The organism is Nonomuraea coxensis DSM 45129 (genome assembly GCF_019397265.1).
GTDB classification, from domain to species: domain Bacteria; phylum Actinomycetota; class Actinomycetes; order Streptosporangiales; family Streptosporangiaceae; genus Nonomuraea; species Nonomuraea coxensis.
The window spans coordinates 563,983-587,514 of the sequence record NZ_CP068985.1 but is presented as its reverse complement, the minus strand read 5'-3'; the positions used below and the strand labels follow the sequence as shown (position 1 = coordinate 587,514).

The 23,532-nt window shown below is 70.9% G+C and carries 30 protein-coding genes and 2 tRNA genes; 13 read left to right on the top strand and 19 right to left on the bottom strand.

Translation table 11 applies throughout. The features are described from left to right. Positions 1 to 2: 2 nt before the first annotated feature. On the bottom strand, positions 3 to 416 hold the full coding sequence (locus tag Nocox_RS02995) for a VOC family protein (protein ID WP_026214372.1): 414 nt from the start codon (positions 414 to 416) through the stop codon (positions 3 to 5). A gap of 99 nt (positions 417 to 515) precedes the next feature. Here Nocox_RS02995 and Nocox_RS02990 point away from each other — a divergent pair, with 99 nt between their 5' ends. After that, positions 516 to 1,379, top strand: a complete 864-nt coding sequence (locus tag Nocox_RS02990) for a sigma-70 family RNA polymerase sigma factor (protein ID WP_020543386.1) — start codon at positions 516 to 518, stop codon at positions 1,377 to 1,379. Between the two features lie 36 nt (positions 1,380 to 1,415). Here Nocox_RS02990 and Nocox_RS02985 read toward each other — a convergent pair whose 3' ends face one another. Further along, positions 1,416 to 1,772, bottom strand: a complete 357-nt coding sequence (locus Nocox_RS02985) for a hypothetical protein (protein WP_169577037.1) — start codon at positions 1,770 to 1,772, stop codon at positions 1,416 to 1,418. Between the two features lie 317 nt (positions 1,773 to 2,089). Beyond that, positions 2,090 to 2,323 carry a hypothetical protein gene (locus Nocox_RS02980; protein ID WP_157383072.1) on the bottom strand — a complete coding sequence of 78 codons (234 nt, stop codon included), beginning with the start codon at positions 2,321 to 2,323 and terminating at the stop codon, positions 2,090 to 2,092. Positions 2,324 to 2,581: 258 nt separating this feature from the next. On the opposite strand from Nocox_RS02980, the gene Nocox_RS02975 reads away from it, so the two are divergent. From Nocox_RS02975 to Nocox_RS02965, 3 genes are read left to right on the top strand one after another with little or no spacing between them, the layout of a single operon-like run. Next, positions 2,582 to 2,869 (top strand): hypothetical protein, encoded by a 288-nt coding sequence (locus Nocox_RS02975; RefSeq protein ID WP_157383071.1) that lies wholly within the window; start codon positions 2,582 to 2,584, stop codon positions 2,867 to 2,869. A gap of 8 nt (positions 2,870 to 2,877) precedes the next feature. Further along, entirely contained in the window at positions 2,878 to 3,258 is a 381-nt protein-coding gene (locus tag Nocox_RS02970; RefSeq protein WP_033409119.1) for a hypothetical protein, read from the top strand. After that, a complete protein-coding gene (locus tag Nocox_RS02965) occupies positions 3,237 to 4,031 on the top strand; it encodes a hypothetical protein (RefSeq protein ID WP_157383070.1) in 795 nt (264 codons plus the stop codon). Before Nocox_RS02970 ends, Nocox_RS02965 begins: the two co-directional genes overlap by 22 nt. Positions 4,032 to 4,075: 44 nt before the next feature. Here the strand turns inward: Nocox_RS02965 and Nocox_RS02960 are convergent, their stop codons facing one another. From Nocox_RS02960 to Nocox_RS02930, 7 genes are all read right to left on the bottom strand, one after another. After that, positions 4,076 to 4,642, bottom strand: a complete 567-nt coding sequence (locus Nocox_RS02960; protein ID WP_020543381.1) for a TMEM165/GDT1 family protein — start codon at positions 4,640 to 4,642, stop codon at positions 4,076 to 4,078. A 240-nt stretch (positions 4,643 to 4,882) separates the two neighbouring features. Further along, positions 4,883 to 5,920, bottom strand: coding sequence for a UDP-N-acetylmuramate dehydrogenase (locus tag Nocox_RS02955; protein WP_026214370.1), 1,038 nt, complete (start codon positions 5,918 to 5,920; stop codon positions 4,883 to 4,885). Between the two features lie 49 nt (positions 5,921 to 5,969). Next, entirely contained in the window at positions 5,970 to 6,980 is a 1,011-nt protein-coding gene (locus Nocox_RS02950; protein ID WP_020543379.1) for a hypothetical protein, read from the bottom strand. A 100-nt stretch (positions 6,981 to 7,080) separates the two neighbouring features. Further along, the gene (locus Nocox_RS02945) at positions 7,081 to 7,509 is read right to left on the bottom strand and encodes a MaoC family dehydratase (protein WP_020543378.1); all 429 of its coding nucleotides are present in this window, start codon (positions 7,507 to 7,509) and stop codon (positions 7,081 to 7,083) included. Further along, positions 7,509 to 7,958 carry a MaoC family dehydratase N-terminal domain-containing protein gene (locus Nocox_RS02940; RefSeq protein WP_020543377.1) on the bottom strand — a complete coding sequence of 150 codons (450 nt, stop codon included), beginning with the start codon at positions 7,956 to 7,958 and terminating at the stop codon, positions 7,509 to 7,511. The genes Nocox_RS02945 and Nocox_RS02940 overlap by 1 nt, the downstream gene beginning before the upstream one ends. 192 nt (positions 7,959 to 8,150) lie before the next feature. Further along, a complete protein-coding gene (rpmG, locus tag Nocox_RS02935; RefSeq protein ID WP_019632658.1) occupies positions 8,151 to 8,315 on the bottom strand; it encodes a 50S ribosomal protein L33 in 165 nt (54 codons plus the stop codon). 71 nt (positions 8,316 to 8,386) lie between these two features. Next, a tRNA-Met gene (locus tag Nocox_RS02930) sits at positions 8,387 to 8,460 on the bottom strand. A gap of 182 nt (positions 8,461 to 8,642) precedes the next feature. On the opposite strand from Nocox_RS02930, the gene Nocox_RS02925 reads away from it, so the two are divergent. Then, positions 8,643 to 9,395 carry a hypothetical protein gene (locus Nocox_RS02925; protein ID WP_157383069.1) on the top strand — a complete coding sequence of 251 codons (753 nt, stop codon included), beginning with the start codon at positions 8,643 to 8,645 and terminating at the stop codon, positions 9,393 to 9,395. A 75-nt stretch (positions 9,396 to 9,470) separates the two neighbouring features. On the opposite strand, the gene Nocox_RS02920 is transcribed toward Nocox_RS02925, so the two are convergent. The 4 genes from Nocox_RS02920 to Nocox_RS02905 all read right to left on the bottom strand — a co-directional run bounded on the left by Nocox_RS02920 (position 9,471) and on the right by Nocox_RS02905 (position 11,429). Further along, positions 9,471 to 9,546: transfer RNA gene (locus tag Nocox_RS02920), tRNA-Thr, on the bottom strand. A 39-nt stretch (positions 9,547 to 9,585) separates the two neighbouring features. Next, positions 9,586 to 9,819 carry a hypothetical protein gene (locus Nocox_RS02915; RefSeq protein WP_020543375.1) on the bottom strand — a complete coding sequence of 78 codons (234 nt, stop codon included), beginning with the start codon at positions 9,817 to 9,819 and terminating at the stop codon, positions 9,586 to 9,588. A gap of 55 nt (positions 9,820 to 9,874) precedes the next feature. Further along, entirely contained in the window at positions 9,875 to 10,411 is a 537-nt protein-coding gene (locus Nocox_RS02910) for a C40 family peptidase (RefSeq protein WP_020543374.1), read from the bottom strand. A 46-nt stretch (positions 10,412 to 10,457) separates the two neighbouring features. Beyond that, on the bottom strand, positions 10,458 to 11,429 hold the full coding sequence (locus Nocox_RS02905) for a GH25 family lysozyme (protein ID WP_020543373.1): 972 nt from the start codon (positions 11,427 to 11,429) through the stop codon (positions 10,458 to 10,460). A gap of 380 nt (positions 11,430 to 11,809) precedes the next feature. Between Nocox_RS02905 and Nocox_RS02900 the strand changes: the two genes are divergently transcribed. Together Nocox_RS02900 and Nocox_RS02895 are read left to right on the top strand one after the other, a co-directional pair. Further along, a complete protein-coding gene (locus tag Nocox_RS02900; protein ID WP_020543372.1) occupies positions 11,810 to 12,751 on the top strand; it encodes an ATP-binding cassette domain-containing protein in 942 nt (313 codons plus the stop codon). After that, positions 12,732 to 13,484: an ABC transporter permease gene (locus tag Nocox_RS02895; protein WP_020543371.1), complete on the top strand. Its 753-nt coding sequence runs from the start codon at positions 12,732 to 12,734 to the stop codon at positions 13,482 to 13,484. Before Nocox_RS02900 ends, Nocox_RS02895 begins: the two co-directional genes overlap by 20 nt. On the opposite strand, the gene Nocox_RS02890 is transcribed toward Nocox_RS02895, so the two are convergent. Then, entirely contained in the window at positions 13,474 to 14,535 is a 1,062-nt protein-coding gene (locus Nocox_RS02890) for a calcium:cation antiporter (RefSeq protein ID WP_020543370.1), read from the bottom strand. The genes Nocox_RS02895 and Nocox_RS02890 overlap by 11 nt on opposite strands. A gap of 122 nt (positions 14,536 to 14,657) precedes the next feature. Between Nocox_RS02890 and Nocox_RS02885 the strand changes: the two genes are divergently transcribed. Beyond that, entirely contained in the window at positions 14,658 to 15,155 is a 498-nt protein-coding gene (locus tag Nocox_RS02885; RefSeq protein ID WP_020543369.1) for an NUDIX hydrolase, read from the top strand. Here Nocox_RS02885 and Nocox_RS02880 read toward each other — a convergent pair. From Nocox_RS02880 to Nocox_RS02870, 3 genes are all read right to left on the bottom strand, one after another. After that, positions 15,152 to 15,838, bottom strand: coding sequence for a flavin reductase family protein (locus Nocox_RS02880; RefSeq protein ID WP_020543368.1), 687 nt, complete (start codon positions 15,836 to 15,838; stop codon positions 15,152 to 15,154). The genes Nocox_RS02885 and Nocox_RS02880 overlap by 4 nt on opposite strands. Positions 15,839 to 15,953: 115 nt before the next feature. After that, positions 15,954 to 17,855, bottom strand: coding sequence for a S1 family peptidase (locus tag Nocox_RS02875; protein WP_051112562.1), 1,902 nt, complete (start codon positions 17,853 to 17,855; stop codon positions 15,954 to 15,956). Positions 17,856 to 17,929: 74 nt separating this feature from the next. Beyond that, positions 17,930 to 18,517, bottom strand: a complete 588-nt coding sequence (locus Nocox_RS02870) for a TetR/AcrR family transcriptional regulator (protein ID WP_020543367.1) — start codon at positions 18,515 to 18,517, stop codon at positions 17,930 to 17,932. Between the two features lie 103 nt (positions 18,518 to 18,620). On the opposite strand from Nocox_RS02870, the gene Nocox_RS02865 reads away from it, so the two are divergent. The 5 genes from Nocox_RS02865 to Nocox_RS02845 all read left to right on the top strand — a co-directional run bounded on the left by Nocox_RS02865 (position 18,621) and on the right by Nocox_RS02845 (position 22,441). Further along, on the top strand, positions 18,621 to 19,811 hold the full coding sequence (locus Nocox_RS02865) for an NAD(P)/FAD-dependent oxidoreductase (protein WP_020543366.1): 1,191 nt from the start codon (positions 18,621 to 18,623) through the stop codon (positions 19,809 to 19,811). Positions 19,812 to 19,846: 35 nt separating this feature from the next. Further along, complete coding sequence (locus Nocox_RS02860) at positions 19,847 to 21,058, top strand: cytochrome P450 (protein ID WP_020543365.1); 1,212 nt, start codon at positions 19,847 to 19,849, stop codon at positions 21,056 to 21,058. Positions 21,059 to 21,093: 35 nt separating this feature from the next. Then, positions 21,094 to 21,288 (top strand): ferredoxin, encoded by a 195-nt coding sequence (locus Nocox_RS02855; RefSeq protein ID WP_020543364.1) that lies wholly within the window; start codon positions 21,094 to 21,096, stop codon positions 21,286 to 21,288. Positions 21,289 to 21,398: 110 nt separating this feature from the next. Beyond that, positions 21,399 to 21,674 carry a GlsB/YeaQ/YmgE family stress response membrane protein gene (locus tag Nocox_RS02850; RefSeq protein ID WP_020543363.1) on the top strand — a complete coding sequence of 92 codons (276 nt, stop codon included), beginning with the start codon at positions 21,399 to 21,401 and terminating at the stop codon, positions 21,672 to 21,674. A 206-nt stretch (positions 21,675 to 21,880) separates the two neighbouring features. After that, on the top strand, positions 21,881 to 22,441 hold the full coding sequence (locus Nocox_RS02845) for an ATP-binding protein (RefSeq protein WP_020543362.1): 561 nt from the start codon (positions 21,881 to 21,883) through the stop codon (positions 22,439 to 22,441). 5 nt (positions 22,442 to 22,446) lie between these two features. Here Nocox_RS02845 and Nocox_RS02840 read toward each other — a convergent pair whose 3' ends face one another. Beyond that, complete coding sequence (locus tag Nocox_RS02840) at positions 22,447 to 23,475, bottom strand: saccharopine dehydrogenase family protein (RefSeq protein WP_020543361.1); 1,029 nt, start codon at positions 23,473 to 23,475, stop codon at positions 22,447 to 22,449. Positions 23,476 to 23,532: the final 57 nt, after the last annotated feature.

Genomic DNA, 23,532 nt, shown 5'->3' with positions numbered 1-23,532 from the left:
GGCTACTCCGCGTACGGCTGGTCCTTGCCCTGGGCGCTGTAGCCGAGGCTCCAGATGTAGCCGTCCGGGTCGGCGAAGGTGCCGCCGTAGCCGCCCCACGGCAGAGCACCGGCGGGCTTGAGCACGGTGGCGCCGGCCTTCTCGGCCTCGGCCATGATCTCGTCGACCCGGGCCTCGCTGCGGACGACGTAGGTGAGGACAAGCCCGCCGAAGCCGCTGCCGTCCCGGCTCGTTCCCACCATGTCGGCCAGGCCGTCGCGGCCGTAGAAGCCGACGGGCGAGGCTCCGTCCGACTCGAAGAACACCGAGATGCCGTAGTCGTTCTTGATCTTCCAGCCGAGGCCGTCCGTGTAGAACCGCTTGGCCCGCTCCATGTCCTGGACGCCGAGCAGGATCGAGCTCACGTGCGCTTTCATGGTGTATCCCCTTGTTCGTAGCGTATGGGGCCGGATGTCACATCAGCGTGGATTCGCCGGTCATTTCGTATGACAGGCCGAGACGGAGGAATGTGACACATGGTCGAGCAGGACTGGCTGAGCGAGCGGTTCGCCGAGCACCAGGACCGCCTGCGCGCGGTGGCCCACCGGATGCTCGGCTCACCCGGCGAGGCCGAGGACGCGGTGCAGGAGACGTGGCTGCGGGTCAGCCGCGCCGACACCGGCCAGGTGGAGAACCTGGCCGGCTGGCTGACCACGATCACGGCCCGGGTCTGCCTCAACATGCTTGAGGCACGCCGGTCCCGGCGTGAGGACTCGGCCGGCGCGCTGCCGCCCGAGCCGCCCCCGGACACCTGTCCGGCCGGCCGGGCCGGCCCCGAGGACGAGGCGCTGCTCGCGGATTCGGTCGGTGTCGCGCTGATGGTGGTGCTGGACACGCTCACGCCCGCCGAACGGCTCGCGTTCGTCCTGCACGACGTCTTCGCCGTGTCGTTCGGCGAGATCGGCGAGATCATCGACCGCTCCCCGGCCGCGGCCCGGCAACTCGCCAGCCGCGCCCGGCGCCGGGTGCAGGGCGCGGCGGACGCGTCCGAGGCCGCGCGGTCGGCGAAGCGGGACATCGTCGCCGCCTTTCTCGCCGCCTCCCGTACCGGCGACTTCGCCGCCCTGCTCGACCTGCTCGATCCGGACGCCGTGGCCCTGGAGGTCCGGGGCGCCCACGCGGTGGCGTCGTTCTTCGCGGGCCGAGCTCAGGCCGCGCGGCTCGCCTTGATCGACGGCGTTCCTGGGGCCGTCTGGTCGCACCGCGGCCAGACGAAGGCCGTCTTCACGTTCACCGTGAGCAACGGGAAGATCACCCACATCACCATCGACACCGACCCGGACCGGCTCCGCGACCTCGACATCGTCTTCCTCCACGCCGACCACAAGGAACGGCGATGAGCCCTGACGTCCGAGGCACCGCGCTTCCCTCAGTCCTCACCGAGTACGCCGGTGCGCCAGGATCCCCGCGACCAGCAGAACGACCGCACTCCCGTACCCGACCACCGGCAGCAGATGCCACAGCATCCACAGGACCCGTCCCTCCCAGCCCGCGCAGCCGAGCAGCGTGAAGTACGAGAAGGCCATGAACACCCAGTCGAGCGCGACCACCGCCACGACCAGAACGGCGAGCAGCCCCACCACGGCACTGAACGGCCACCTGGCCCAGGCGGCGACGAGGGTCGACAGCAGCGCGCTCACGGAGGGCAGGCCGTTCAGGGCCACCATGTGTTCGATCACGGGCTCGCGCAGACGGAGCCACGTCCAGTGGAGGTCGTCCCACAACTCCGCCAAGCCGAACGGCAGCGGGTAGTAGCCCGGCGCAGCCCGCAGCGCCGTCCCCCTCGAAGAGGTACGGCAGCCAGAGGGACAGGAAGCTCAGCACGCACATCACCAGCGCGGCCAGGCACCATCGCAGACAGCGGCTACGGGGCATGAGGCTGCCTCTCTGTACGCATGATCGACAGCGGCATTGTGCCCGCGACACGACGCTCCGCCAGCGACTGCATCAACGGGCCGACCACGCTGTTCGATCTCGGGCCCGCCGCCGGACCAGAGTTTCGCCAGTCGGGCTCAGGCCGCCCGGCTCGCCCTGATCGGCGGCGTCCCTGTCACCCTCTTCGACGTGGTTGTGCCTGGATCCCGTTCTCCCTGGCCAGCCGCCGTACGTACGCGTCGGTGAACGGCGAGCGCGCGGCCACGTCGGTGGGACGCTTGCCGGCCTTGAGCGCCGTCACGATGCATTCGACCACGGCGTCACGCGACTTCTCGTGCGCCCGCTCCGTCTCGCGGTAACGGCGCGTGCTCTCCGCGAGCGCATCCAAAGGGTCGATGTCAGTCGCCATACGCGACAAGGTATCGAAAGGCTGTTGCGCCGCCGAGAGGCAGGGACTAACGTTGCCGATACGAAGTATCGATACTGTGTATCGATAGTAGGTCCCGCCCGGTGCACCACCACCCGACGGGACCTGGATCCACTTCCTGCGGATATCAGGAGACAGATCGTGGACAGAAATATACCTTCGGGACCGTGTGATCGCCTGACATGGTGCCGCATTCACCATCCGATCACAGAGACCAGCCGAGAACACATCAGCGCATTGATGGACTTTTCGACCCCCACTCATCTGCTGACCCTTGTGTGCCGTCAAGAAGAACTCAGGCACGCCCAACCCGCTGAACCGTCCATCCGCATCACATACGGACCCACCATCTCGAATTTGAGGCCCGCGTGGCTCGACCTCGCGTTGAGCGAGGCGGATTACCTCGCAGAGCTCCTCAGTCAACTCGCCTTTCACAACCCGGCCGGACTCATCGAGGCTCTGCACACGCTCTCCAACGCCTGCAAGGGAAAGGAACAGAACTGGCATCGGCAGCGGACTTCCGCCTGATCACGCGGATGCGCATACGCGAGGCACGCATCCTGCTGGATCATAAAGAATGGTCGGGAGCGTACTATTTGGCAGGATATGCAGTTAAGTGCGGACTCAAGGTGTGCATCGCACGCGAATTCCGCCAATACTGCATGCCGGATCTTCAGCTCGTCAAAGACGGACACACCCATGACCTCGCCAAGCTCGTCAACCTGGCCGACCTCAAGGGCGCGCTAGCCGTACAGGAAAGCTCCGATCCGGCCTTCGCCGCCAACTGGTCGATCGTCAAGGACTGGAACGAAAGCAGCCGCTATAGGGTCTGGAACGAGAGCGAGGCGAGGAACCTCTACAAAGCCATCAGCCAACGCGGACATGGGGTGCTTCCGTGGGTGAGACGAAACTGGTGAAGCGAGACATCGACGGCGGTGCCCGGCTGCTCCAGGAGTTGAACGACCGGGGCTTCCCCGTCAGTACCGCCCTGTGGGCACACCTGGTGGAAGCCGACGAGTGGCGTCTGATGATCGCGGTCCCGCCGCGCCTGGCAGCCTCGCGAGCGGAGGCCTACAGGCTCGTCCAGGCCGCCATGCTGGATCTCGAACTGGGCTTTCCCCTGAGCCGGACCACCGTGGTGAGCGACGAGGAGCGGTCCGTCCAGAGCCTACGCACGCTGGTAGAGGTCGACCAGAGCCACGCGGTCGGGCTCGCGTTCGGCGCGGCGCGGGTTTGCGGGCAGCAGGTCAGCGAGGGCTTCGTCTACTCCATGGAGGCGCTCGCGTTCGAGCACCAGGTGTTCGCGGCGCTTCGCCGGATGGATGACCTCGGACGTGTCTTCGAAGCGGGCGGAAGCCGCCTGTTCCCCGACGAACCCAGAGAGGTGGACTTCGTCTTCAGCAACGCCAGCAAGATGGTCTTCATCGAAGTGGTGGCGCTGACGCGCAAGGTGGAGGAGAGCCACCTCCGTGAGCTCATGGGATGGCACGCGCGGGTGGCGGACTCGTTCCCCGTCCCTGCGGCGCTGCTGGTCGTCGCCAGGAACGGGTTCAGCGAGCCGGCGCAAACGTACGCGGCGTCCCTGCGTTCCTCCCTCCACCTCGTCACCTGGGGCACGAGGAACGACGCCGCCGCGCTACGGGAAGGCATCACGGAGCTGCTGAACGCAGGAGACGACGCCCGTGATTGACGGGACTTGCGTAAGCTGCAAGTTAGTCACGCACGGCCGGCCCGTCAGATCAGGGCCTGGGCCAGGAGGACGATGCCGAAGACGGCGAAGGCGGCGGCGGCGCCGTAGCGGATGGCCTTCTCGGGGAGGTGGCGGCCGAGCATCCGGCCCACCAGGATGGCGAGGGCGTCGGCGGCCACCATGCCGACCGTCGAGCCGATCCAGGTGCCGACCCAGCCGTGCTGCGTGGCCAGGGTGATCGTGGCCAGCATGGTCTTGTCGCCCAGCTCGCTCAGGAAGAACGCCACGGTCACCGCGATCAGCGCGTTCCTGGTGGTGCGCTGAGCCTTCTTGGACTCCTCCTCGCTCAGCTCGTCGCCGCGCAGCGTCCACCCGGCGAAGCCGAGGAACGCCACGCCGGCCACGATGGAGATGGCCGTCGTCGGGAGGGCGCTGCCGAGCAGGCCGCCCACCGCGACGCTCACCAGGTGCACGAGGGTCGTCGCGATGGTGATGCCCAGAAGCACGGTGGAGGTCTTGAACCGGGTGGCGAAGGTCATCGCCATGAGCTGGCTCTTGTCGCCGAGCTCGGCCACGAAGATGGCGACGAGACTGATCCAGAACGCTTCCAACGGTCCTCTTCCGCGCGAACCGGACCGGAAGCACGAGCCAGGGGATTTCGGGCACGACGACTTCGGCCCGGCAGCGTCTTGTTCGGTGCTGAACTGACTGCCAGGCCGAAGGTCTCGTCCGCCTCACGAAGAAAGGCCCGCGTGACCGGGCGCCGCGAGCGGCGCCAGTGTGTCGACCACGCGATTGGGACTACTCCCCTTCGGTATTACCAACACACCTTAACAGCAACGCCAAGGTTGCTATTCCCCCAGCGCGCAGCCGACCAGGACCGGCTCGTTGACCAGGGTGACGCCGAACTTCTCGCGTACGCCGTCGCGCACCTCGCGGGCCAGCGCCAGCAGGTCGGCGGCGGTGGCGGCGCCGGACGGGTTGGTCAGCGCCAGGGTGTGCTTGGTGGAGATGCGTACGGGCCCGCGCGCGTAGCCCTTCGGGAAGCCGGCCTGCTCGATGAGCCAGGCGGCCGGCACCTTGCGCGCGCCGCCCGGCAGGTCCCAGCCGGGGTGGCCGGGGGCGCGGACGGCCAGCTCGGCGGCCTCCTCCGGGCCGAGGACCGGGTTGGTGAAGAACGAGCCCGCGCTGCGGGTGTCGGGGTCGTCAGGGTCGAGGACCATGCCCTTGCCGCGCCGCAGCGCGAGCACCGCCTCCCTGGCCCGCTCCAGCGGCACCCGGCCGCCGGGCTCGACGTCCAGTCGCCTGGCCAGCTCCTCGTAGCGGACGGGGCCGGAACGGCCGGACAGCTCCAGCGCGTACGTCACCGCCAGCACGACGTAGCGGGCGGGGTCGCGCTTGAACATGCTGTCGCGGTAGGCGAAGCCGCACTGCCTGGCCTCCAGGTCGACGACGTGCCGGGTGCGCCGGTCGTAGGCGCGTACGCACCGCACGGTGTGGGCGACCTCCTGCCCGTAGGCGCCGACGTTCTGGATGGGCGTGGACCCGACCAGGCCCGGGACGCCGGACATGCACTCGATGCCGGACCAGCCCTCGGCCACGGCCCGCCGCACCAGCGTGTCCCAGTCCTCGCCCGCCTCGGCGGTGACGACGATCTGCTCGCCGTCGCGCGAGAAGGACAGGCCGCGGGTGGCCACCTTCACCACGAGCCCGTCGAAGCCCTCGTCGGCCACCACGACGTTGCTGCCGCCGCCGAGCACCAGCGTGGGCACGGCGGCCGCGTCGGCCTCGGCGACCAGGGACACGAGTTGCTCCGCCGTGGTCGCTTCGGCGAAGTCGCGGGCGGGGCCGCCCAGGCCCAGCGTGGTGTACGGCGCGAGCATCTCCATGGGCCACTAGCTTAGGAGGCCCCCGCCATGCCCGGCACGTCCCGCCTGATCACCTTCGGGTCAGGCGCAGGGCGTCGTCGTAGTTGCGCCGGGCTTCGCGGTCGGCGTAGTCGGCGGGCACGTCGTGGGCGTTCAGCCGCACCATCGGCGGCGTGCCCTCGGGCACCACCAGCTCGCCGCGCAGGCCGAGCGAGAGCGCCAGGTCGGCGTTGCGGGCGTAGTGCGCGTCCTCGGGGAGCGCGCCGAGCGCCGCCTGCCGCCGCACCGCGACGATCTCGCCGGTGAGCGCCCGCACCCGGCCGGGGCCGGCCTCGCGCAGGCCGTCGTCGTAGAGGTCCGCGCCGTGCCAGCCGGCCGCCGCCGCGCCCTCGGCGATGGCGGCGAGCAGCGGGGTCAGCGCGTCGCCGCGCAGCGCGACAGAGGTCTCCATGAGGACGTGCACCTCGGAGTCGTCGAGGCGCAGCAGCTTGGCCCGGCTCTCGCCCCAGGTCGCGGTGCCGCCGCGCCAGTGCGGCTGCTCGGCCACCCGCCAGAGCGTGACGCGCTCCGGATGGCGTTCGGCCAGCCCGGCCAGCACGTCGCCCGCGCCGTCCACGTCGCCGAGGTCCAGGGCGAGCACCTTCACGTGCGTGTGCTCGAGCAGCGACTCGACGCAGGCGCGTACGTCCTCCGGCCAGCCGTCCACCAGCAGGCTCACGGCGGCCGTGACGTCCTGGGTCTCCACGCGCTGGCGTTCGGCGTTCAGCCCGGCGTCGTCGAGCCGGTTGGTGGCCAGGGTGGCGTCCCAGACGCGCTGGGCGTGCAGGAGCTCGTCGCCGTGGTCGCCGTGCTGCTCGGGGTCGCCGGAGAAGCCCAGCTCGGCGGCCGGGTTGAGGCGGGCGTGCGTGCCCCGGGGGCGGGCGCCCGCCGTGCCCACGCCCGTCGCCGGCGGAGCGCCGCCGCCTACCCCGTCGTGTCCGGTGGCGGCGCCGCCCGCGGTGTCGCGTCCCGTTCCCGCGCCGCCCGCCACCTGCTCCGGGCGTGCCGGTCGCAGCCGCCCGGGCGGCTTGGCGTCGGTCACGGCGGAGACGGGGATCGACCGGACCGTGGGCCATACCTGTCGCGCAGCTTCAGTCATAGGCACACGGGTACCCGAGCGCCGCCCGACTTATCATGAAATGTCAGGCGAGCTGGACGACCGCCCGCGCCTTCGACAGCACCTTGGCGTCCCCGGCCTTCGCGGTCAGCGCGACGACCACCCGCTTGTCCTCCAGCTTCTCCTCCACGACGCCGCTCACCGAGATCGTCGCGCCCTGGTCGTCGTCCGGCACGACCACCATGGACGAGAACCGCACCCCGAAGTCCACCACCGCGCCCGGATCGCCCGCCCAGTCGGTGACGAACCGCCCGGCCTGCGCCATCGTGAACATGCCGTGCGCGATGACGTCGGGCAGCCCGACCATCTTGGCGAAGCGCTCGTTCCAGTGGATCTGGTTGAAGTCGCCGGAGGCGCCGGCGTACATCACCAGGTTGAGCCGGCGCACGTTGTAGTCGACGGCCGGGATCTCCTGCCCGACCTCCACCTCGTCGTACTTCACCGTGGCAGCCATCAGCCCGCCCCTCCGCGCTCGACGATCGTGTTGTAGGTGACGCAGACCGGCTCGCCCTCGACGGTCGTGACCTCGCTGCGCACGGTCAGCAGCTCGTTGCGCCCCGCGGAGCGGATGTCGGTGATGGTGGCGGTGGTGACGAGCTGGTCGCCGGCGCAGATCGGGCGTACGTACTCGAAGCGCTGCTCGCCGTGGACCACCATGGCGAAGTTGAGCCCGAGGTCGGGGTCGGCCAGCGCCTCGCCGCCGCTCTGGAGGCTGAAGACGATGGGGAACGTGGGCGGCGCGATCACGTCGCGGTAGCCGGCCGCCTGGGCCGCCGCCTGGTCCCGGTAGAGCGGGTTGCCGTCACCGATCGCCGCGGCGAACTCCCTGATCTTCACCCGGCTGACCTCGTAAGGGGCGCTGGGCGGATAGGTCCTGCCCACGAAGTCACGGTTCAAGGCCATCAGTGCTCCCTCGCGTGTCCGTCATCCGAGCGCTGCTGAGGCCGACGGTAACAGAACAAGGTTCGGCTGTCGTCGCGGATGGACGGGTTTTTACGCGACCGCGAGCGGTGCGCACACACGACAAACCGGCGCCCGCGATCGGGACGCCGGTTGTGCGTGATCAGAGGTTGGGGTGGCCCCCCTGGCGAGCCGTTATCGGGTCTCGCGGTGCGCGCGGTGGCAGCGGCAGTTGGGGCAGTACTTCTTCAGCTCAAGCCGATCCGGGTCGTTGCGCCGGTTCTTCCGCGTGATGTAGTTGCGGTGCTTGCACTCCTGGCAGGCCAGCGTGATCTTCGGCCTAACGTCGGTGGCAGCCACTGGGGAGTGCCTTTCTACGTTCGGGATATGGACATACCCGTGCCCAGGTCAGGTGACCTGGGGCTGGGCAGTAGCGGAGGCCGGACTTGAACCGGCGACACAACGATTATGAGCCGTTTGCTCTGCCAGACTGAGCTACTCCGCCTTTGGGCCGGTATGAACCCGGCCCCGTAGAGGATACCCGAAGCGGCGACCAGAGTCGTAACGCACCTGATCGGGCAAGGGTGGAACCAGTATGCATCAGGAACCCCGATAGCAGAAATCCTATTCCCGCCAGGGGCCCGCTCTGCACACTTTCGTGATCAAGGACTGGCACGATCGCCTGCCATGAAACGCATGATCATCATCACCCTGTCCGCCGGCGGCGCCCTGCTGCTGGCCCCTCTGCCCGCCCAGGCCGCGGCCCCCAAGGACCCCGTACGCGCGCTGAAAGCCAAGCTCGTCGCCGGTCACGGCGTCCGCTTCACCGAGACCACCACCCTGGTCGACGGCTCGGACAAGCAGGTGCTGCAGCGCCGCACCGGCACCTTCCAGTTCAGCAGGAAGGGGGTCGCCGCCTCCGACATCACGGCCAAGGGACTCCAGGGGATGGGCCCGGAGCGGGTCATCACCATCGGAAAGACCTCCTATCTGTCCGGCGGCCTCTGGGCGGACAAGCTGCCCTCCGGCAAGCGCTGGTATCGCGTCGGCGGCCTGCACGGCAGCGGCGGCTACAACGGCCAGGTGATCAACCCGGTCGAGCCGGGCACGCTGGCCGCGCTGGTGAAGAAGGGCAAGCGGGCCGGGAACGCGCTGACCGGCACGATCACCTTCAAGGAGCTGGACAAGGTCTCGCCGTGGTTCGCGGCCTCGATCCCGCTGCGCTACCACGACGACACGAAGGTCTCCTACCGCCTCACGCTGAGCGGCGCGGGCCTGGTCACCAGGGTGACCAGCTCGTACGCCGCCACCGGCGTCTTCGACATCTCGGCCTTCGACGGCAAGACGATGACCATCGACACCCGCTTCACCTCGTGGGGCCGCCGGGTGTCCGTCAAGGCCCCGGCCCCCGCCACGGTGTCGACCGAGGTCGACGAGTGACCGCGTATTGAGGGCGCGAAAACACGAACGCCCGGCTCCGAGTGACCTCGAACCGGGCGTTTTTCCTTGTCAGACTGGAGCCCCCAAACGGAATCGAACCGTTGACCTTCTCCTTACCATGGAGACGCTCTGCCGACTGAGCTATAGGGGCCTGTCCGGCGCTGCGGACAGGTGTAACCATACACGGCACTCAGCGATGACGCGAACTGATCCGGGCCTCGACGATCTTCTCCGGCTCGGGCCGGCGCGCGGGCAGCTCGACGACCTCGCAGAGGTCGGCCAGATCGAGGTGCCGGGCCAGCTCGGCCACGGACGAGCAGTCGGCGACCAGCCGGCCGTGCCTGCGCAGCCGGAGCACCTGACGCCCGGCCCGCACGGCGCCCACGACCTCGTATCCGTCGAGACCGACCCATCGCCTTTCCATGCCGCACAGAGTAGCCGCCGGGTCTCTCATTTTCCGCCCGCCCCAGGCGTGTGCCTCAGTAGCGGTAGAAACCGGCGAGGTCCTTCCGGCCGGCGAGGCGGTCGACGCGGACCCGCGCGCCGGTCTCCGGGGCGTTCATCATGAGGTCGCCACCCAGGTAGACGCCGACGTGGTGGGTCCGTACGGTGTCGCCGGCGATCACGCCGAAGAAGACGAGGTCGCCGGGCCGGGGGGCGGAGGGCACGCGGTGCAGGCGGCGTACGTGGTCGTCGGTGTTGCCCGGCCCGAGCACGTCGCGGCCGTGCGCGAGGGCGTACACCCACCGGGTGAAGCCCGAGCAGTCCAGTCCCCGCGTGCGGGCGGCCGGGCAGGGCCGGATGCGGCCCTGGTAGCCCTGGCAGGTGCCGGTGGACGGCCCGGGGAGTTCCGCGTGGCCGCCGCCCCACGAGTAGACGACGCCGAGCCGCCCGAGCTCGTACGCCAGGCGCACGACGCGCGGCTGCGTCCAGGTCGAGACCGGCACGGACGCGGCCACGGTCAGCACGAGAAGCAGGGCCGCCGGCAGGGCCAGGGCCGTGCGGCGCCGACTCATCGCGTCTCCATCCCCCGAAATAACAGGTTTCGGAGCTTATGGTGCCTTATCGGACTTTGATGGTGAACTTCGTCGTTCCGACGGTCACGTTCATGCCCACCGTCCCCCGCGCCCTGCGCGGCGCGGTGGTGAACGTCAGCGTCACCTTCGACCCCCGCGCCACCTCGGCGACCGTGCAGCGGACCGCCGTGCCGCTCACCCGGCAGCCGTCCGGCGCGCGGACCACCCGCTGCCCGCCGAACGTCCGGGCCGCGACCTTGACGTTCGTGACCGGGTAGGGGCCGGTGTTCCTGAGCGTCACCGTGTACGCCTTGCGGCTGCGCGCCGCCGCCGCGACCGAGATCTCGGCCGGCGGGTTGGCCAGGGCCTTGAGGTCGTCCTCCGTGCCGTTGAAGACGTCGCCGCCGCCGGCGAGCGGCCCCTTCTCGGCCGACTGCCAGAAGGTGTGGGAGGTCCAGCTCTTCGGCAGCTCGCCCGGGTCGGCGCCCCAGCGGGCCAGCCACAGCGGGTGGGCGGCGAAGGCCGCCGAGTCGCCGGTGCACGTCCGCCACCAGCTCGTGGTGGTGTAGATGATCGCCTGGAGGCCGGTGCGCTGCTTGTAGCGCTGGGTGAACGCCTTCAGCCAGGCGACCATGTCCTTCGGGGACAGGTCGTAACAGGAGTTCTTGCCGTTCCTGTCGCGGTAGGGATTGTCCTCGACGTCGAGCACTCCCGGCAGGGTGCGGCCGTCCGCGATCCAGGCGCCGCCGTTCTGCAGGAAATAGTCGGCCTGCGCGGCCCCGTCGGATTCATGCGGTTGCGCGAAGTGATAGGCCCCGCGATACAGACCGGCCGTCGCGGCGCCGCCGAACTGCGCGTCGAATATCGGATTACGGACGTTCGTGCCCTCGGTGAGCTGCACGAACGCGAATCTCCCGCCGCCTTCGGCCACATTCGCCCAGTCGATCTCGCCGGTCCAGTTGCTGACGTCGACACCGGCCACCCCGTCGGCCGCGGACGCGGTCCCGCAGCTCCCCATAATCCCCGACGCCGCGATTACCACTGAAATCCCCAGACGTTTCACGCGCGTGATCCTTACGAGGTTTGACAGAACCTCGCAAGGCCAGAAATATCAATAAATCGCATCATGCCCGCCCCCCACCGGGCGGCGCGGCGGGCGGCCCGGCGGGGGGCGGGCGGAAATCGGCGCCTCCGAGCCGGGAAACCGCACGTCAGAGGCCCTGAAATCGCCTCCAGCGACCCCTCGTCACACGTGGTGTTTCCGCAGGTCAGGGCCGTTCATGAACGTGACGTTCGCGTTTGCCAAAGCCGCTTCTTCCTGCACAAACTGGTGCCGATCCCGATCAACCGAGCCCCGACCAGGGGTTTCTTCGTCATGCCCGCAGGAGACCGACCGCCATGATCCATGCCCGGGCGCTGACCCGTACGTTCAGAGTCAAGAAGGAGAAGGTGGAGGCCGTCCGCGGCCTCGACCTCGACGTCGAGGCCGGACAGCTCACGGCCTTCCTCGGCCCGAACGGCGCCGGAAAGTCCACCACCCTCCGCATCCTCACCACCCTCCTGCCCCCGACCTCCGGCACCGCCACGGTCGCCGGGCACGACGTGGCCGCGGAGCCGGCCGCCGTGCGTTCCCGCATCGGCTACGTCGGCCAGCGCGGCAGCGCCGGCGAGGAGTTCCGCGTCCGCGACGAACTGGTGACCCAGGGCCGCTGCTACGGCCTCCGCCCCAGGGAGGCCGCCGCCCGCGCCGACGAGCTGCTCGACCTGCTCGACCTGGCCCCGCTGGCCAAGCGGACGCCGGGCACGCTCTCCGGCGGCCAGCGCCGCCGCCTCGACCTCGCCATCGGTCTCGTCCACCGCCCCGACCTGCTCTTCCTCGACGAGCCCTCGACCGGGCTCGACCCGAAGAGCCGCGCCGAGATCTGGCAGCACATCCTCCGGCTGCGCGAGGCGTACGGGACGACGCTGTTCCTCACCACCCACTACCTGGAGGAGGCCGACACCATGGCCGAACGGGTGGTGATCATCGACAACGGCCGGGTCATCGCCGACGGCACCTCGGAACAGCTCAAGAACGACCTGGCCGGCGACCTCGTCACGCTCACCACCGCCACCGCGGACGACGCCGCGCGGGCCGCCGCCACCATCGGCGGCACGGCGGAGGGCACGACCGTGCGCCTGCGGGTCCCCAACGCGGCCGCCGCGCTGCCCGAGTGCCTGCGCGCGCTCGACGCGAAGCTGGTCGAGGTCGTCACGGCCGAGACCTCCCGCCCCACCCTTGACGACGTGTTCCTCGCCCTGACCGGAAGAAGCCTCACTGATGACGACATTCCTGCGTGACACCGCCACAGTCTTCTCCCGCGAGGTGCGGCCCGCGCTGCGCAATCCGGTGGCGCTGGTGTTCGAGATGGGGCAGCCGCTGCTGTTCCTGTTCCTGTTCGGGGCGCTGCTGGACGGCGCCGTCGGCTCGTCGTGGCAGTGGTTCGTGCCGGGGATCCTCGTGATGATGTGCCTGACCGGGCCCATGTCCTCCGGCTACTCGCTGCTGGTGGAGCTGATCGGCGGCTCGATGGAACGGCTGATGGTGACGCCGCTGAGCCGGACCGCGATGCTGGTCGGCCGGGCGCTCAAGGCTCTCGTGCTGCTGCTGGTCCAGGCCGTGCTGATCATCCTGATGGCGATCCCGCTCGGCTTCGAGCTGCACGCGGCCGGGGTGCTCGCGGGGCTGGCCCAGCTCGTGGTCTTCGGGGTGGGGCTCGGGGCGTTCTCGTTCGTGCTGGCGCTCAGGTCGGCCCCGGGCGGCACGCTGTTCTACGTGGTCAGCCAGTCGATCCTGTTCCCGTTGCTGCTGCTGTCGGGCGTGCTGCTGCCGCTGGAGAGCGCCCCGGCGTGGCTGCGGGCGATCGGGCAGGTGAATCCGGTGACGTACGTCGTGGACGCGCAGCGGGCGCTGTTCGCCGGCGACCTCGCCGACCCGTCCGTCCTGTACGGCACCGCGTCCGCCTGCCTGATCGCCGCGGCCGGCCTCGCCCTGGGGGTCAGGGCGATGCGCAAGGGCCTGATCAGGGGCTGATCGCGAGGAACAGGAACGCCGCGAACAGCACCAGGTGCACCCCGCTCTGCATGAGCGTGGCCCGCCCCGGCACGACGGTGAGCGTGGAGACCACGACCGTCAGCGCGAACAGCACCATGTGCGTGCCGCCGAGCCCCAGGAACAGCGGCCCGTCGAGCCAGATCGAGGCCACCGCGATGGTCGGGATGGTCAGCCCGATGCTGGCCATGGCCGAGCCGTGCGCCAGGTTCAGGCTGATCTGGACCTGGTCGCGGCGGGCCGCCCGGACGGCGGCGATGGTCTCGGGGAGCAGGACCAGCAGCGCGATGGCGACGCCGACGACGGCCTGCGGCAGCCCGGCCGCCGACACCGCCGCCTCGATCACCGGCGACTCCACCTTGGCCAGCCCGACCACCGACACCAGCGCGACCAGCAGCAGGCCGAGGCTGGCCAGGGCGGTGCGGCCGGTGGGCCGGGGCGCGTGCTCCTCTGGATCGACGGGCGCGCCGTCCCGGGCGACCGGCAGGAAGTAGTCGCGGTGGCGGACGGTCTGCGTGATGACGAAGAGTCCGTACAGCGCGAGCGAGACCACCGCCGCGAAGCCGAGCTGCGGGCCGGAAAAGGCCGGCCCGCCCTCGCTCGTGGTGAAGGCCGGCAGGACCAGGCTCAGCGTGCTGAGCGTGGCCACCGTGGCGAGCGCCTTGCCGGTGCCCTCGGCGTTGAACTCCGCGGTCTTCCGTTTCAGCGTGACGGTGAGCAGGGACAGTCCCACGATGCCGTTGCAGGTGATCATCACGGCCGCGAAGACGGTGTCGCGGGCGAGCGTGGAGGTCTGGTCACCGCCGGAGATCATGAGGCTGACGATGAGCGCCACCTCGATCACCGTGACGGCGACGGCGAGCACGAGCGAGCCGAACGGTTCGCCGACGCGGTGCGCGATGACCTCGGCGTGGTGCACGGCGGCGAGCACGGCGCCGGCCAGGAGCAGCGCGAGGAGGATCACGAGCGGACCGGCCGGTTCGCGGCCCCAGGAGAGCCCGAGCGAGAGCAGCGCAAGGGCGGGGATGAGCACGGTCCACAGTCGCGCGGTGTTACGGATCAGGTACAGGGTGTGCCCCCACTTTTGCGGACGGAACGGACTTTTCACCCCAATAATGCCTTGACATCTCCCTAGCTTTGGCTTGGAGTTGCCAGGTGGCCCACCTGATCGCGACGCGAACCGTGCCCTGGATCCCCGTGGCGCACCGCCTCGACGTCATCCGCACCGCCGAGACGCCACCGGTCGCGTCGACCACGTCCGCGTTCGTCCTCGTCGCCGACGGGCTCGGCAGAACCCTCATGACGTACGTCGACAGGGATGGCCGCGGCTGGGACATCCCCGGCGGCCACCTGGAGCCGGGCGAGAGCGCCGTCGAGGCGGCGGTCCGCGAGCTGCGCGAGGAGACCGGGCTGAGCCTGCCGCCCGCCGCGCTGACCGCCTTCGCCTGGCAGCGCGTCGAGCTGCTGGAGCCGCCGCCGGCCGGCTACCGCTACCCCTCACTCGCCTACATGGCCGTCTTCCGGGCCGTCGTCCCCGGGCCCGGCGCTCCCACCGCGCCGCCCGCGGGCTCCGAGAGCGTCAGGGCCGGCTGGCTGCCGCGCGAGGAGATCGCCCGCGTGTGCCCCGACCACGTCTGGCGGGTCCTGGTCTAGAGGGTCCTGGCGCGCTCCAGGTCGGCCGTGCGGTACACCCGCTCGGGGATGGTGGCCAGGGTCGACGGGTGGACCTGCGGGCCCAGGCCGTACAGCTTCTGGAAGCTCATGATGAGCGGACGCCAGGCGTCGGGGTCGATGTGGTCGTCCGTGCCGGCCAGCCTGATCCGCTCGTGCGTCCAGACGCGCCGCACCAGCACCTCGAAGGCGAGCGTGCCGCCGCCCTCGCCGAACGGGTGCACCGCCTCGACCACGGCCTCCATGGCGACCGGGCACTCGGCGGCCCGCGGCGGCGCCACCGTCTCGGACGGCACCGGCGTCAGCCCCGCCCGGCCGAACTTGTCCGCCACGTGCCGGTAGCCCCGCTCCCGCTTGCGCTCGGGGACGGGGTCGCTGCCGGTCGTCAGCGCCAGCCGGTCCACGGCGGCGGCCAGGGCGTCGGAGGGCAGGTTGAGGACGCACTCGCGGGTGCGGAGCAGGTTCTCCGCCGTCCTGGCGCGGGCGCCGAGTCCCAGCAGGCCGCGCCAGCCGAGCCAGAAGGCGGACGACATGGGGGCCAGGTTCGGGGAGCCGTCCTCGTTGAGCGTCGAGATGAGCACGACCGGAGTGCCGAAGTAGAGGATGTTCGGCTCGATGCGGACGTGCTCGCCGACAGCGGTGGTGGTGGTGGTGGTGTTGCTCATGCGTCCCACTGTCGCCGCCGGTCGCCGCCGGGCGCTGGCGGCGATCGGACGTCTCAGCGGGAGGGTCCAGTGGGCTCGGGGCGGTCCGGCGCCGGGCCGGAGGCGCCCCGGGCGCTCACTGCTGGTGGCCATCCGGCGGCGGCGCGAACTGGCCGTAGCGGACGTCGCGGGTGGGGTCGGCGGGGTGCGGGCCGGGGCGGCCGTACTGGTCGTAGTGGCCGGGCTGGTCGTAGGCGCCGTGCTGACCGTGCGGGCCGTAGCCGCCGGACTGACCGTGCTGACCGTGCTGACCGTGCTGACCGTGCTGGCCGTGCTGACCGGGCTGGCCGTAGCCGCCGGGCTGGCCGCCGTACTGGCCGCCGGAGCCGTACTGCGGGCCGGAGGGCTGCTGGGGGCCGGGGCCGTACTGGGGGCCGGAGCCGTACTGGGGGCCGGAGCCGTACTGCGGGCCGGAGCCGTACTGCGGGCCGTACTGGGGGTCGTGGCCGTTGACGTGCTGGCCGGGGGCGGCGGGGAGCTGGTGCTGCGGCCACGGGGGCGAGGGCACCGCGTTGTACGCGGGCTGCGCCGGCGGGCCGTAGGAGACGCCGCGCCGCTTGCGCCGCGTCAGCACGCGGAGCAGCACGAGGGCCAGCACCAGGACGACGAGCACGCCGCCGCCGATCAGCACCCACGTCATCAGGGGCTTGGGCGACTCGTCCTTGCCCGCCGAGATCGCCGTCTGCGACTCGCTGATGTACTTGGCCACGTACGGGTGGTTCGGGAACAGCGCCTGCACCTCGCGGAACTTCGGCAGCGCGTCCTCGTAGTAGTTGCGGAAGTAGTCGTTCAGCGCCTCGTTGTAGCGCGTGGTCGTGGTGGCCTGGGCCGCCTTGATGTTCTTCTCGCCGAGCTTCTCCTTGATGATGCTGACCGGCAGCACGAAGCTCTCGCTCTCCGACGCCTCGCCGCCCTCGCTCACCGTGCCCGCGATCAGCATGCCGATGACCTTGCCGTCCTTGCTGAACACCGGGCCGCCGGAGTTGCCGTGGTAGGACGGGGCCTGGGTCTGGATGTACGGCACGCCGGTCTGCGTGGAGCGCTTGGCGTTGTACGGCCCTTCGGTCAGCGCCGGCTCCAGCTTCGACTCCAGGCTGAAGAAGGGCGTGTTCGTGACGAGGCCGGGGAAGCCGCTGATGTAGAGCGTGTCACCGGTGCGCACGTCGGCGTCCTCGCCGAGCGGCACGGTCGGCAGGTTCTGCTGGCCGTTCACCTTGAGCAGCGCGAAGTCCTTGCCCGGGTAGCTCTCGCCCACCGAGACCAGCTCCGCGGGGACCGCCTTCGCGGTCTTGTCCACGCCGCCGCCGGGCAGGCTCTGCAGCACCGACAGGCTCTGCTTGAGCCCGCGCAGCCGCATGTGGGTGCTGTTGAAGGTGATGTAGATCTGCTGGGCGAGCTTGACCATCTCCTCGTCGGCCTCGATGCCCTGGAGGCCCTTGATGATCTCCTTCGCGTCCTGCTCGTTGAACTTGGCCAGCGCCTGCTGGGCGAAGAGCTGGTTGAGCTCGGTGTCGCCGACCTGGACGCAGTGCGCGCCGGTGACCATGTAGCCGTCCGGGGTGACCCACCAGCCGGTGCACATGCCGCCGACCTCGGCCTCGACCGTACGCTCCGGGGTCGTCTCGACGAGGTAGGCGTCGACGTCGGCGGCGATGCGCTGGAAGAGCCACTTGGCGATGCTGCGCTCGTCGGAGGCGATCTTGCCGTTCTGCACGGCGATGACGGCCTGCTGCGTCAGCTGCTGGAAGGCGTTCTCGTTGATCGTGCTCGTCGGGACGGCGACGGTGCCGGTGTAGGAGAAGCTCGTCAGCTGGACCGCCGGCTGCGTGCGCGCGGCCAGCCAGGTGCCGACGGGGACGTCAGGCCGCTGGTCGGGCGACTCGTCGGCCGCCGCGGGGGCCGCGGGCAGCGCGACCGCCAGGACGACCGCCGTACTCGCGGCGATCTTCGCGAAGGTTTTTCTGAAATATCCGCTCACGGTCGGCCATGGTGCGGTATCGCTCTTGTCCATGGCTTGGAGCCGACTTGGGAACCAAGACGGCGGCGGACCGATCAGGGCGCGGGCGGCGGAGGCGCGCTCACCACATCGTAGAGCGCGTGGAAGAGCGGCCAGGTCAGCGCGGCCATCCGGGCGGGCGGCTCGGGGCATCCACGCTGCAGCCAGTCGGCGGCCACGCCGTACATCGCCCCCGCCGTGAAGGCGGCGGGCACGTCGTGCGTCTGGCGGATGTGCTCGCGCACGCCGTCGGTCAGCCGGCGGCGGATGTGGTCGGCCACCCGCGCGCTGCCCTGCGGCCCGAGCAGGCTGCGGTAGAGCCCGGCGTGCTCGGCCAGGCTGGCGAAGAACGCCTCCAGGGACTGGGTGGCCTCCTCCTGGAGGTCGGCCGAGTCGGGGCCCGGCGAGGGCAGTGACCTGATGAGGCCGTCGATCATCGCGGTGCAGGCGGCCTCGGCCAGCTCGTGGACGTCGCGGTAGTGGTCGTAGAAGGCCGTGCGGCTGACGCCCGCGCGCTCGGCCACGTCGGAGACGCCGATCCTGGACAGCTCCCGCTCCTCGACCAGCGTCAGGAGGGCGCGGGCCAGGGTCGCCTGCGTACGGAGGACCCGCGGGTCGACGGACGGACTTCTGCTGTCTTTCATGCCGGACACATCAAGCAGTTTACCCTTCGCTTACATGTGTCAGTTATCTTGCAGTTGTAAGGTACTGTGGTCAAGTCCGGCCGGCGGGAAGGATCTTTGCGACATGCGCGGCTCTGCAGGTGACGTCCTGATCGTCGGCGCGTCCGCCGCCGGCCTGAGCACCGCCGAGGCGCTGCGCCGGCTCGGCCACGAGGGCCGGCTGACGCTCCTCGACGCCGAGCCCCATCTCCCCTATGACCGGCCACCGCTGTCGAAGCAGGTGCTGGCCGGAGCCTGGGAGCCGGAGCGCGCCCGGCTGCGCGGCCAGGCCCAGCTCGACGCCCTGGACGCGGAGTTCGTCCGGGGCGAGCCCGCCGTGGCGCTGGACCTCGCCGAGCGCGCCGTCACCACCGGGTCGGGGCGCGTCCTGCGCGCCGACGCCGTGGTGCTCGCCACCGGCCTCACCCCGTGCCACCTGCCAGGCCAGAACGGGCAGGAACGTCTCGCCGGGGTGCACGTGGTGCGCGGCCTGGACGACGCGCTCACCCTGCGCGCCCACCTGACCGCGGGCACCCGGCTCGTGGTCGTCGGCGAGGGCGTGCTGGGCGGCGAGATCGCCGCCACCGCCCGCGGCCTCGGGCTGGAGGTCACCCTCGCCGGTCTCGGCCCGGCCGTGCTCGGCGACCAGCTCGGCCCGTTCGTCAGCGGCCTGCTCACCCGTACGCACGCCGCGCGCGGCGTCCGGCTGCGGCTCGGCGTCGCGGTGGAGAGCCTGGCCGGCGAGGGCGGACGGGTCACCGGCGTGCGGCTGGCCACCGGCGAGACGCTGCCCGCCGACGTCGTCGTGATCGCGATCGGCTGCCGCCCGGCCACCGGCTGGCTCCAAGGCAGCGGCCTCGCCCTGGGCGACGGCGTGGAGTGCGACGCCCGCTGCCGCGCCGCCGAGGGCGTCTACGCGGTCGGCGACGTGGCCTCCTTCCACCACGAGGGGCTCGGCAGGCGGCTGCGCCTGGAGAACCGCACCAACGCCACCGAGCAGGCCCAGACGGTCGCGGCGAACGTGCTCGGCGCGGACCGCCCGTACACCCCGATCCCCTACTTCTGGACCGACCAGTACGACGTCAAGATCCAGGCCCACGGCCTGCCGTCGCCGGCGGCCGAGGTGACCGTCGCCGAGGGCGACCCCGAGCGGCACCGTTTCGCCGCCCTCTACCGCGAGGGCGGCCGGGTCACCGCCGTGCTCGGCTGGAACATGCCCAAGCAGGCCCGCCTGCTGCGCCAGCAGGCCCTGGTCCAGCCGCTCACGCCCGCGTGACGACCAACCCGACCGACCTCTGAGGGAGAAGCAGAATGAGCATCGACGAGCAGGTCCTGCCCTACCCCATCCCGAACGATGCGGCGCTGAAGCCGCCCGCGGAGTGGGCCGAGCTGCGCGGCACGTGCCCGGTGGCGCACGTCGAGCTGCCGAGCGGCGACCGGGCCCGGCTGCTGACCCGCTACGAGGACGTCCGGCAGGTGCTGGCCGACCCGCGTTTCACCCGCCAGCTCAACGCGCCCGACGCGGCCCGGCTCTCGGCCGACGGCGGCGGCGTGTTCAACAGCGAGATGGCGATGATCATCCCGGACAGCGGCGAGGAGCACCAGCGCTGGCGGCGGCTGGTCAGCAAGTGGTTCACCGCCAAGCGGATGAACGCCATGCGGCCCGCGATGGCCGGAATCGCCGAGAACCTCATCGACGAGATGGTCGAGCGCGGCGCGCCGGGCGACCTCAAGGCGTCGCTGGGCTTCCCGCTGCCGGTCTACGTCATCTGCGACATGCTGGGCGTGCCGGCCGAGGACCGCGACCGGTTCTCCTACTGGTCGGACACCCTGCTCAACCTGACCCGCTACGGCAAGGACGAGACCGAGGCCGCCCAGGCCGCGTTCTTCCAGTACATGACCGACCTGCTGGCCGGCAAGCGCGCCGAGCCCGGCGAGGACCTGCTGAGCGAGCTGATCGCGGCCGGCGGCCCCGAGAACGGCGGGCTGAACGACCTGCAGATCCTGGTCACCGGCATGGCGTTGCTCGTCGCCGGGCACGAGACCACCGCCAACATGATCGGCAAGATGGTCTCGATGCTGCTCGCCGACCGCGGCCGCTGGGAGGCGCTGCTGGCCGACCGGTCGCTGATCCGCACGACGGTCGAGGAGGCGCTGCGCCTCGACGCCAACTCGGGCTTCGGCCTGCCGCGCTACCTCAAGGAGGGCACCGAGGTCAGCGGCGTCGAGTTGCCCAAGGGCACCACGGTCATCTGCAGCATGGCCGCCGCCAACCGGGACGAGAGCGCTTTCGAGGCCGCCGGGGAGTTCGACCTGACCCGCAGCCCCAACCCCCACCTGGCCTTCGGCGCGGGCGCGCACTCCTGCCTCGGGCAGGCGCTGGCCCGTACCGAGCTGCAGGTCGTGCTGGAGGTGCTGCTGCGCAGGCTGCCCACCCTGGAGCTGGCCGTCCCTGAGGCGGAGCTGGAGCGCGTCGAGGGGCTGGCCGTCGGCGGCCTCCGTACCGTTCCGGTCCGCTGGTAACGACCCTGGAACCACTCGACAAGGAGACATCTGCCATGAAAGTGACCATCGACGAGGACAAGTGCTGCGGCGCGGGGCAGTGTGTGCTCATCGCGCCTGAGGTGTTCGACCAGCGTGACGAGGACGGCATCGTCGTCCTGCTGGACGCCGAGCCGGGCGCGGACCGGCACGCCGCCGTGCGCGAGGCGGCCGCGGTCTGCCCCGCGTTCGCCATCGAGGTGAGCGAATAGCCGCGAAGCGGCTTGTTTCCGCTTTGCGCAAATGGGCAGCACTCGACTGTCAGGTTATGAAGCGTTGACCTGCCCCAGGGTCAGGTCGCCAAGCGACAGGAGCGTGCAGCGTGGCAGTCACCGGCATCATCTCCGCCCTCATCATCGGGCTCGTCATCGGTGTTCTCGGCCGTCTGGTCGTGCCCGGACGCCAGAGCATCCCGATCTGGCTCACCATCGTGATCGGCATCGTCGCCGCGCTGATCGGCACCGCTCTCGCCGCCGCGTTCGGGGTCGCCGACACCGGAGGCATCGACTGGATCGAACTGATCCTCCAGGTGGTGCTCGCCGGCGTGGGCGTGGCGCTCGCCGCCGGGATGTACGGCCGGCGCCGCCACGTGCGGTAAGCAGCCCGGCGTGTCCCCTCGCCGCCTTCACCGTGGGGCGGCGAGGGGGTTTTCCTTTGTAATGATTCGACCAACTTGTACGTGTTAAGCGATCTGCAACCGTTCGGCACGTTCACGCGCGACACTGGCAGTGTGAACGGCGTCCGAGGGCTGCTCGCGGCGCACCTGTCGCCAGCCGTTCCGCCGACGTCGAGAACGGAGGAAGGATGGACAAGCCGGCCGCCATGACGCTGCCGATCGACGCCGACCTGGCCGGGATCCGCCAGGCGGTGCGTCGCTTCGCCGAGGAGGCGGGGCTGGCGGGTGAGCGGCTCCAGAACCTGGTGCTGGCGGTCAACGAGGCCGTCACCAACGTCCTGGACCACGGAGCCGGCACCGGCTCGGTCCACCTGTCGCGGGCCGGCCAGGGCGTGAGAGTGCAGATCGTCGATCCGGCCGGGCGGCTCAGGCCCGCCGACCTGGACCGCTCGCCGCCCTGGCCGCCCACCCACGGGATGGGGCTCTGGGTGATCCGCCAGGTGTGCGACGAGGTACGGCTGGACCATCCAGAAGGGCACTCCCGGCTGGAGCTCTACATGGCCTGCCGGCCCGTCACGGAGCCCGGCGGCACGACGTCGGCCGAGGACGCGCCCCCGCGCGAGGCCCGGCCCCCGGTGCCGCGGCACGTGCTGCGGCTGCGCCGCCACCGCGACCCGCCGCCTCCCGGCGACTCCCCTGAGGACGACCCGGGACGCCCCCGCTTCCAGGACGCCGCCGGCCAGCCCTGACCCCGTCACCGGGCGGCGGCGTGGTCCAGCTCGACCACGATGTGGGGCGCCAGCGCCGCCAGGAAGTCCTCCGCGTCGAAGATCTCCCCCGCCGAGGCCACCCCGGCTGCCCTGGTCCGCCCGGCGAGGATCCGGAGGACGGCCTCCACGGCGAGCGGCGCGCTCACGGCGTAGATGTCCTGTCCCCTCGCCACGGCCCGGCGCTCGGCCGAGCCGGCGCGCACCCGTACGTCCACGACGAACGACTGCGCCGAGCGTCCGAGCTCGTCCACCGCGGCCGGGGCCGGCGTGTCCGCGCCGGAGAGGTCCTTGGCCGCCTCGACCGTCATGTACGAGCACACCTCGGGAATCGCCAGGTGGCTCGGCACGGTCACGATGTCGGCCATCGAGAACTCACCGATGACCTCGCGCACGCCCGCGGGCTCGGGGAACGTCCACGTGCCGGTCGGCGCGGCGTCGTCGCGGTACTCCAGCCGGCCGCCCGCGTAACGCACCCGCCGGCCGTTCCGCCGCCGGCGGGAGACCGCGCCCGCGTCGCGGGTCCCGGTCGTGGGGTGCCAGCTGTCCAGCCCGTACGCCACGTGCGCCGAGTCCGCCTCCCGCCACTCGCCCATCGCCGCCGTGACCAGCAGGTCGCCGAGGCCGCCGTAGAAGGCCATCGCGGGCACGACCACGGCTCCCGCCTCCTTGGCCCGCTCGGAGAACAGCTCGAACGTGTCCAGGTTCGCCTCGATCTCGGCCGCCACGTCCACGTAGGGAACGCCGGCGCGCAACGCCGCCTCGACCACCGGACCCGCCGTGTCGGCGAACGGCCCGGCACAGTTGATCACCGCGTCGGCCCCGGCCAGCGCCCGGTCCAGCGCCGCCGCGTCGTCCACCGACGCCTCACGGACCTCCAGGTCCGGGTACCCGGCGGCCAGGTCCCGCAGCTTGCCGCCGTCCCGTCCCGCGAGGACGGGCACGAACCCGCGCCGCAGCAGCTCCGCCACCACGAAGCGGCCCGTGTGCCCGTACGCGCCGTAAACCGTGATCATCACATCTCCCTCGCCGCCGGAAAGCTTCACCCCCACATCGTGGCGAAGAAGGCGGTC

What these genes read in the sequence shown, in the direction of transcription:
- Nocox_RS02955 (WP_026214370.1), bottom strand. Translation starts at nt 5,920, where the DNA reads ATGGAGATGCTCGCGCCGTACACCACGCTGGGCCTGGGCGGCCCCGCC.
- Nocox_RS02900 (WP_020543372.1), top strand. Translation starts at nt 11,810, where the DNA reads ATGATCCATGCCCGGGCGCTGACCCGTACGTTCAGAGTCAAGAAGGAG.
- Nocox_RS02990 (WP_020543386.1), top strand. Translation starts at nt 516, where the DNA reads ATGGTCGAGCAGGACTGGCTGAGCGAGCGGTTCGCCGAGCACCAGGAC.
- Nocox_RS02880 (WP_020543368.1), bottom strand. Translation starts at nt 15,838, where the DNA reads ATGAGCAACACCACCACCACCACCACCGCTGTCGGCGAGCACGTCCGC.
- Nocox_RS02915 (WP_020543375.1), bottom strand. Translation starts at nt 9,819, where the DNA reads ATGGAAAGGCGATGGGTCGGTCTCGACGGATACGAGGTCGTGGGCGCC.
- Nocox_RS02980 (WP_157383072.1), bottom strand. Translation starts at nt 2,323, where the DNA reads ATGGCGACTGACATCGACCCTTTGGATGCGCTCGCGGAGAGCACGCGC.
- Nocox_RS02840 (WP_020543361.1), bottom strand. Translation starts at nt 23,475, where the DNA reads ATGATCACGGTTTACGGCGCGTACGGGCACACGGGCCGCTTCGTGGTG.
- Nocox_RS02995 (WP_026214372.1), bottom strand. Translation starts at nt 416, where the DNA reads ATGAAAGCGCACGTGAGCTCGATCCTGCTCGGCGTCCAGGACATGGAG.
- Nocox_RS02975 (WP_157383071.1), top strand. Translation starts at nt 2,582, where the DNA reads ATGGACTTTTCGACCCCCACTCATCTGCTGACCCTTGTGTGCCGTCAA.
- Nocox_RS02845 (WP_020543362.1), top strand. Translation starts at nt 21,881, where the DNA reads ATGGACAAGCCGGCCGCCATGACGCTGCCGATCGACGCCGACCTGGCC.
- Nocox_RS02945 (WP_020543378.1), bottom strand. Translation starts at nt 7,509, where the DNA reads ATGGCTGCCACGGTGAAGTACGACGAGGTGGAGGTCGGGCAGGAGATC.
- Nocox_RS02870 (WP_020543367.1), bottom strand. Translation starts at nt 18,517, where the DNA reads ATGAAAGACAGCAGAAGTCCGTCCGTCGACCCGCGGGTCCTCCGTACG.
- Nocox_RS02970 (WP_033409119.1), top strand. Translation starts at nt 2,878, where the DNA reads ATGCGCATACGCGAGGCACGCATCCTGCTGGATCATAAAGAATGGTCG.
- Nocox_RS02860 (WP_020543365.1), top strand. Translation starts at nt 19,847, where the DNA reads ATGAGCATCGACGAGCAGGTCCTGCCCTACCCCATCCCGAACGATGCG.
- Nocox_RS02865 (WP_020543366.1), top strand. Translation starts at nt 18,621, where the DNA reads ATGCGCGGCTCTGCAGGTGACGTCCTGATCGTCGGCGCGTCCGCCGCC.
- Nocox_RS02925 (WP_157383069.1), top strand. Translation starts at nt 8,643, where the DNA reads ATGAAACGCATGATCATCATCACCCTGTCCGCCGGCGGCGCCCTGCTG.
- Nocox_RS02940 (WP_020543377.1), bottom strand. Translation starts at nt 7,958, where the DNA reads ATGGCCTTGAACCGTGACTTCGTGGGCAGGACCTATCCGCCCAGCGCC.
- Nocox_RS02855 (WP_020543364.1), top strand. Translation starts at nt 21,094, where the DNA reads ATGAAAGTGACCATCGACGAGGACAAGTGCTGCGGCGCGGGGCAGTGT.
- Nocox_RS02905 (WP_020543373.1), bottom strand. Translation starts at nt 11,429, where the DNA reads ATGGGGAGCTGCGGGACCGCGTCCGCGGCCGACGGGGTGGCCGGTGTC.
- Nocox_RS02910 (WP_020543374.1), bottom strand. Translation starts at nt 10,411, where the DNA reads ATGAGTCGGCGCCGCACGGCCCTGGCCCTGCCGGCGGCCCTGCTTCTC.
- Nocox_RS02895 (WP_020543371.1), top strand. Translation starts at nt 12,732, where the DNA reads ATGACGACATTCCTGCGTGACACCGCCACAGTCTTCTCCCGCGAGGTG.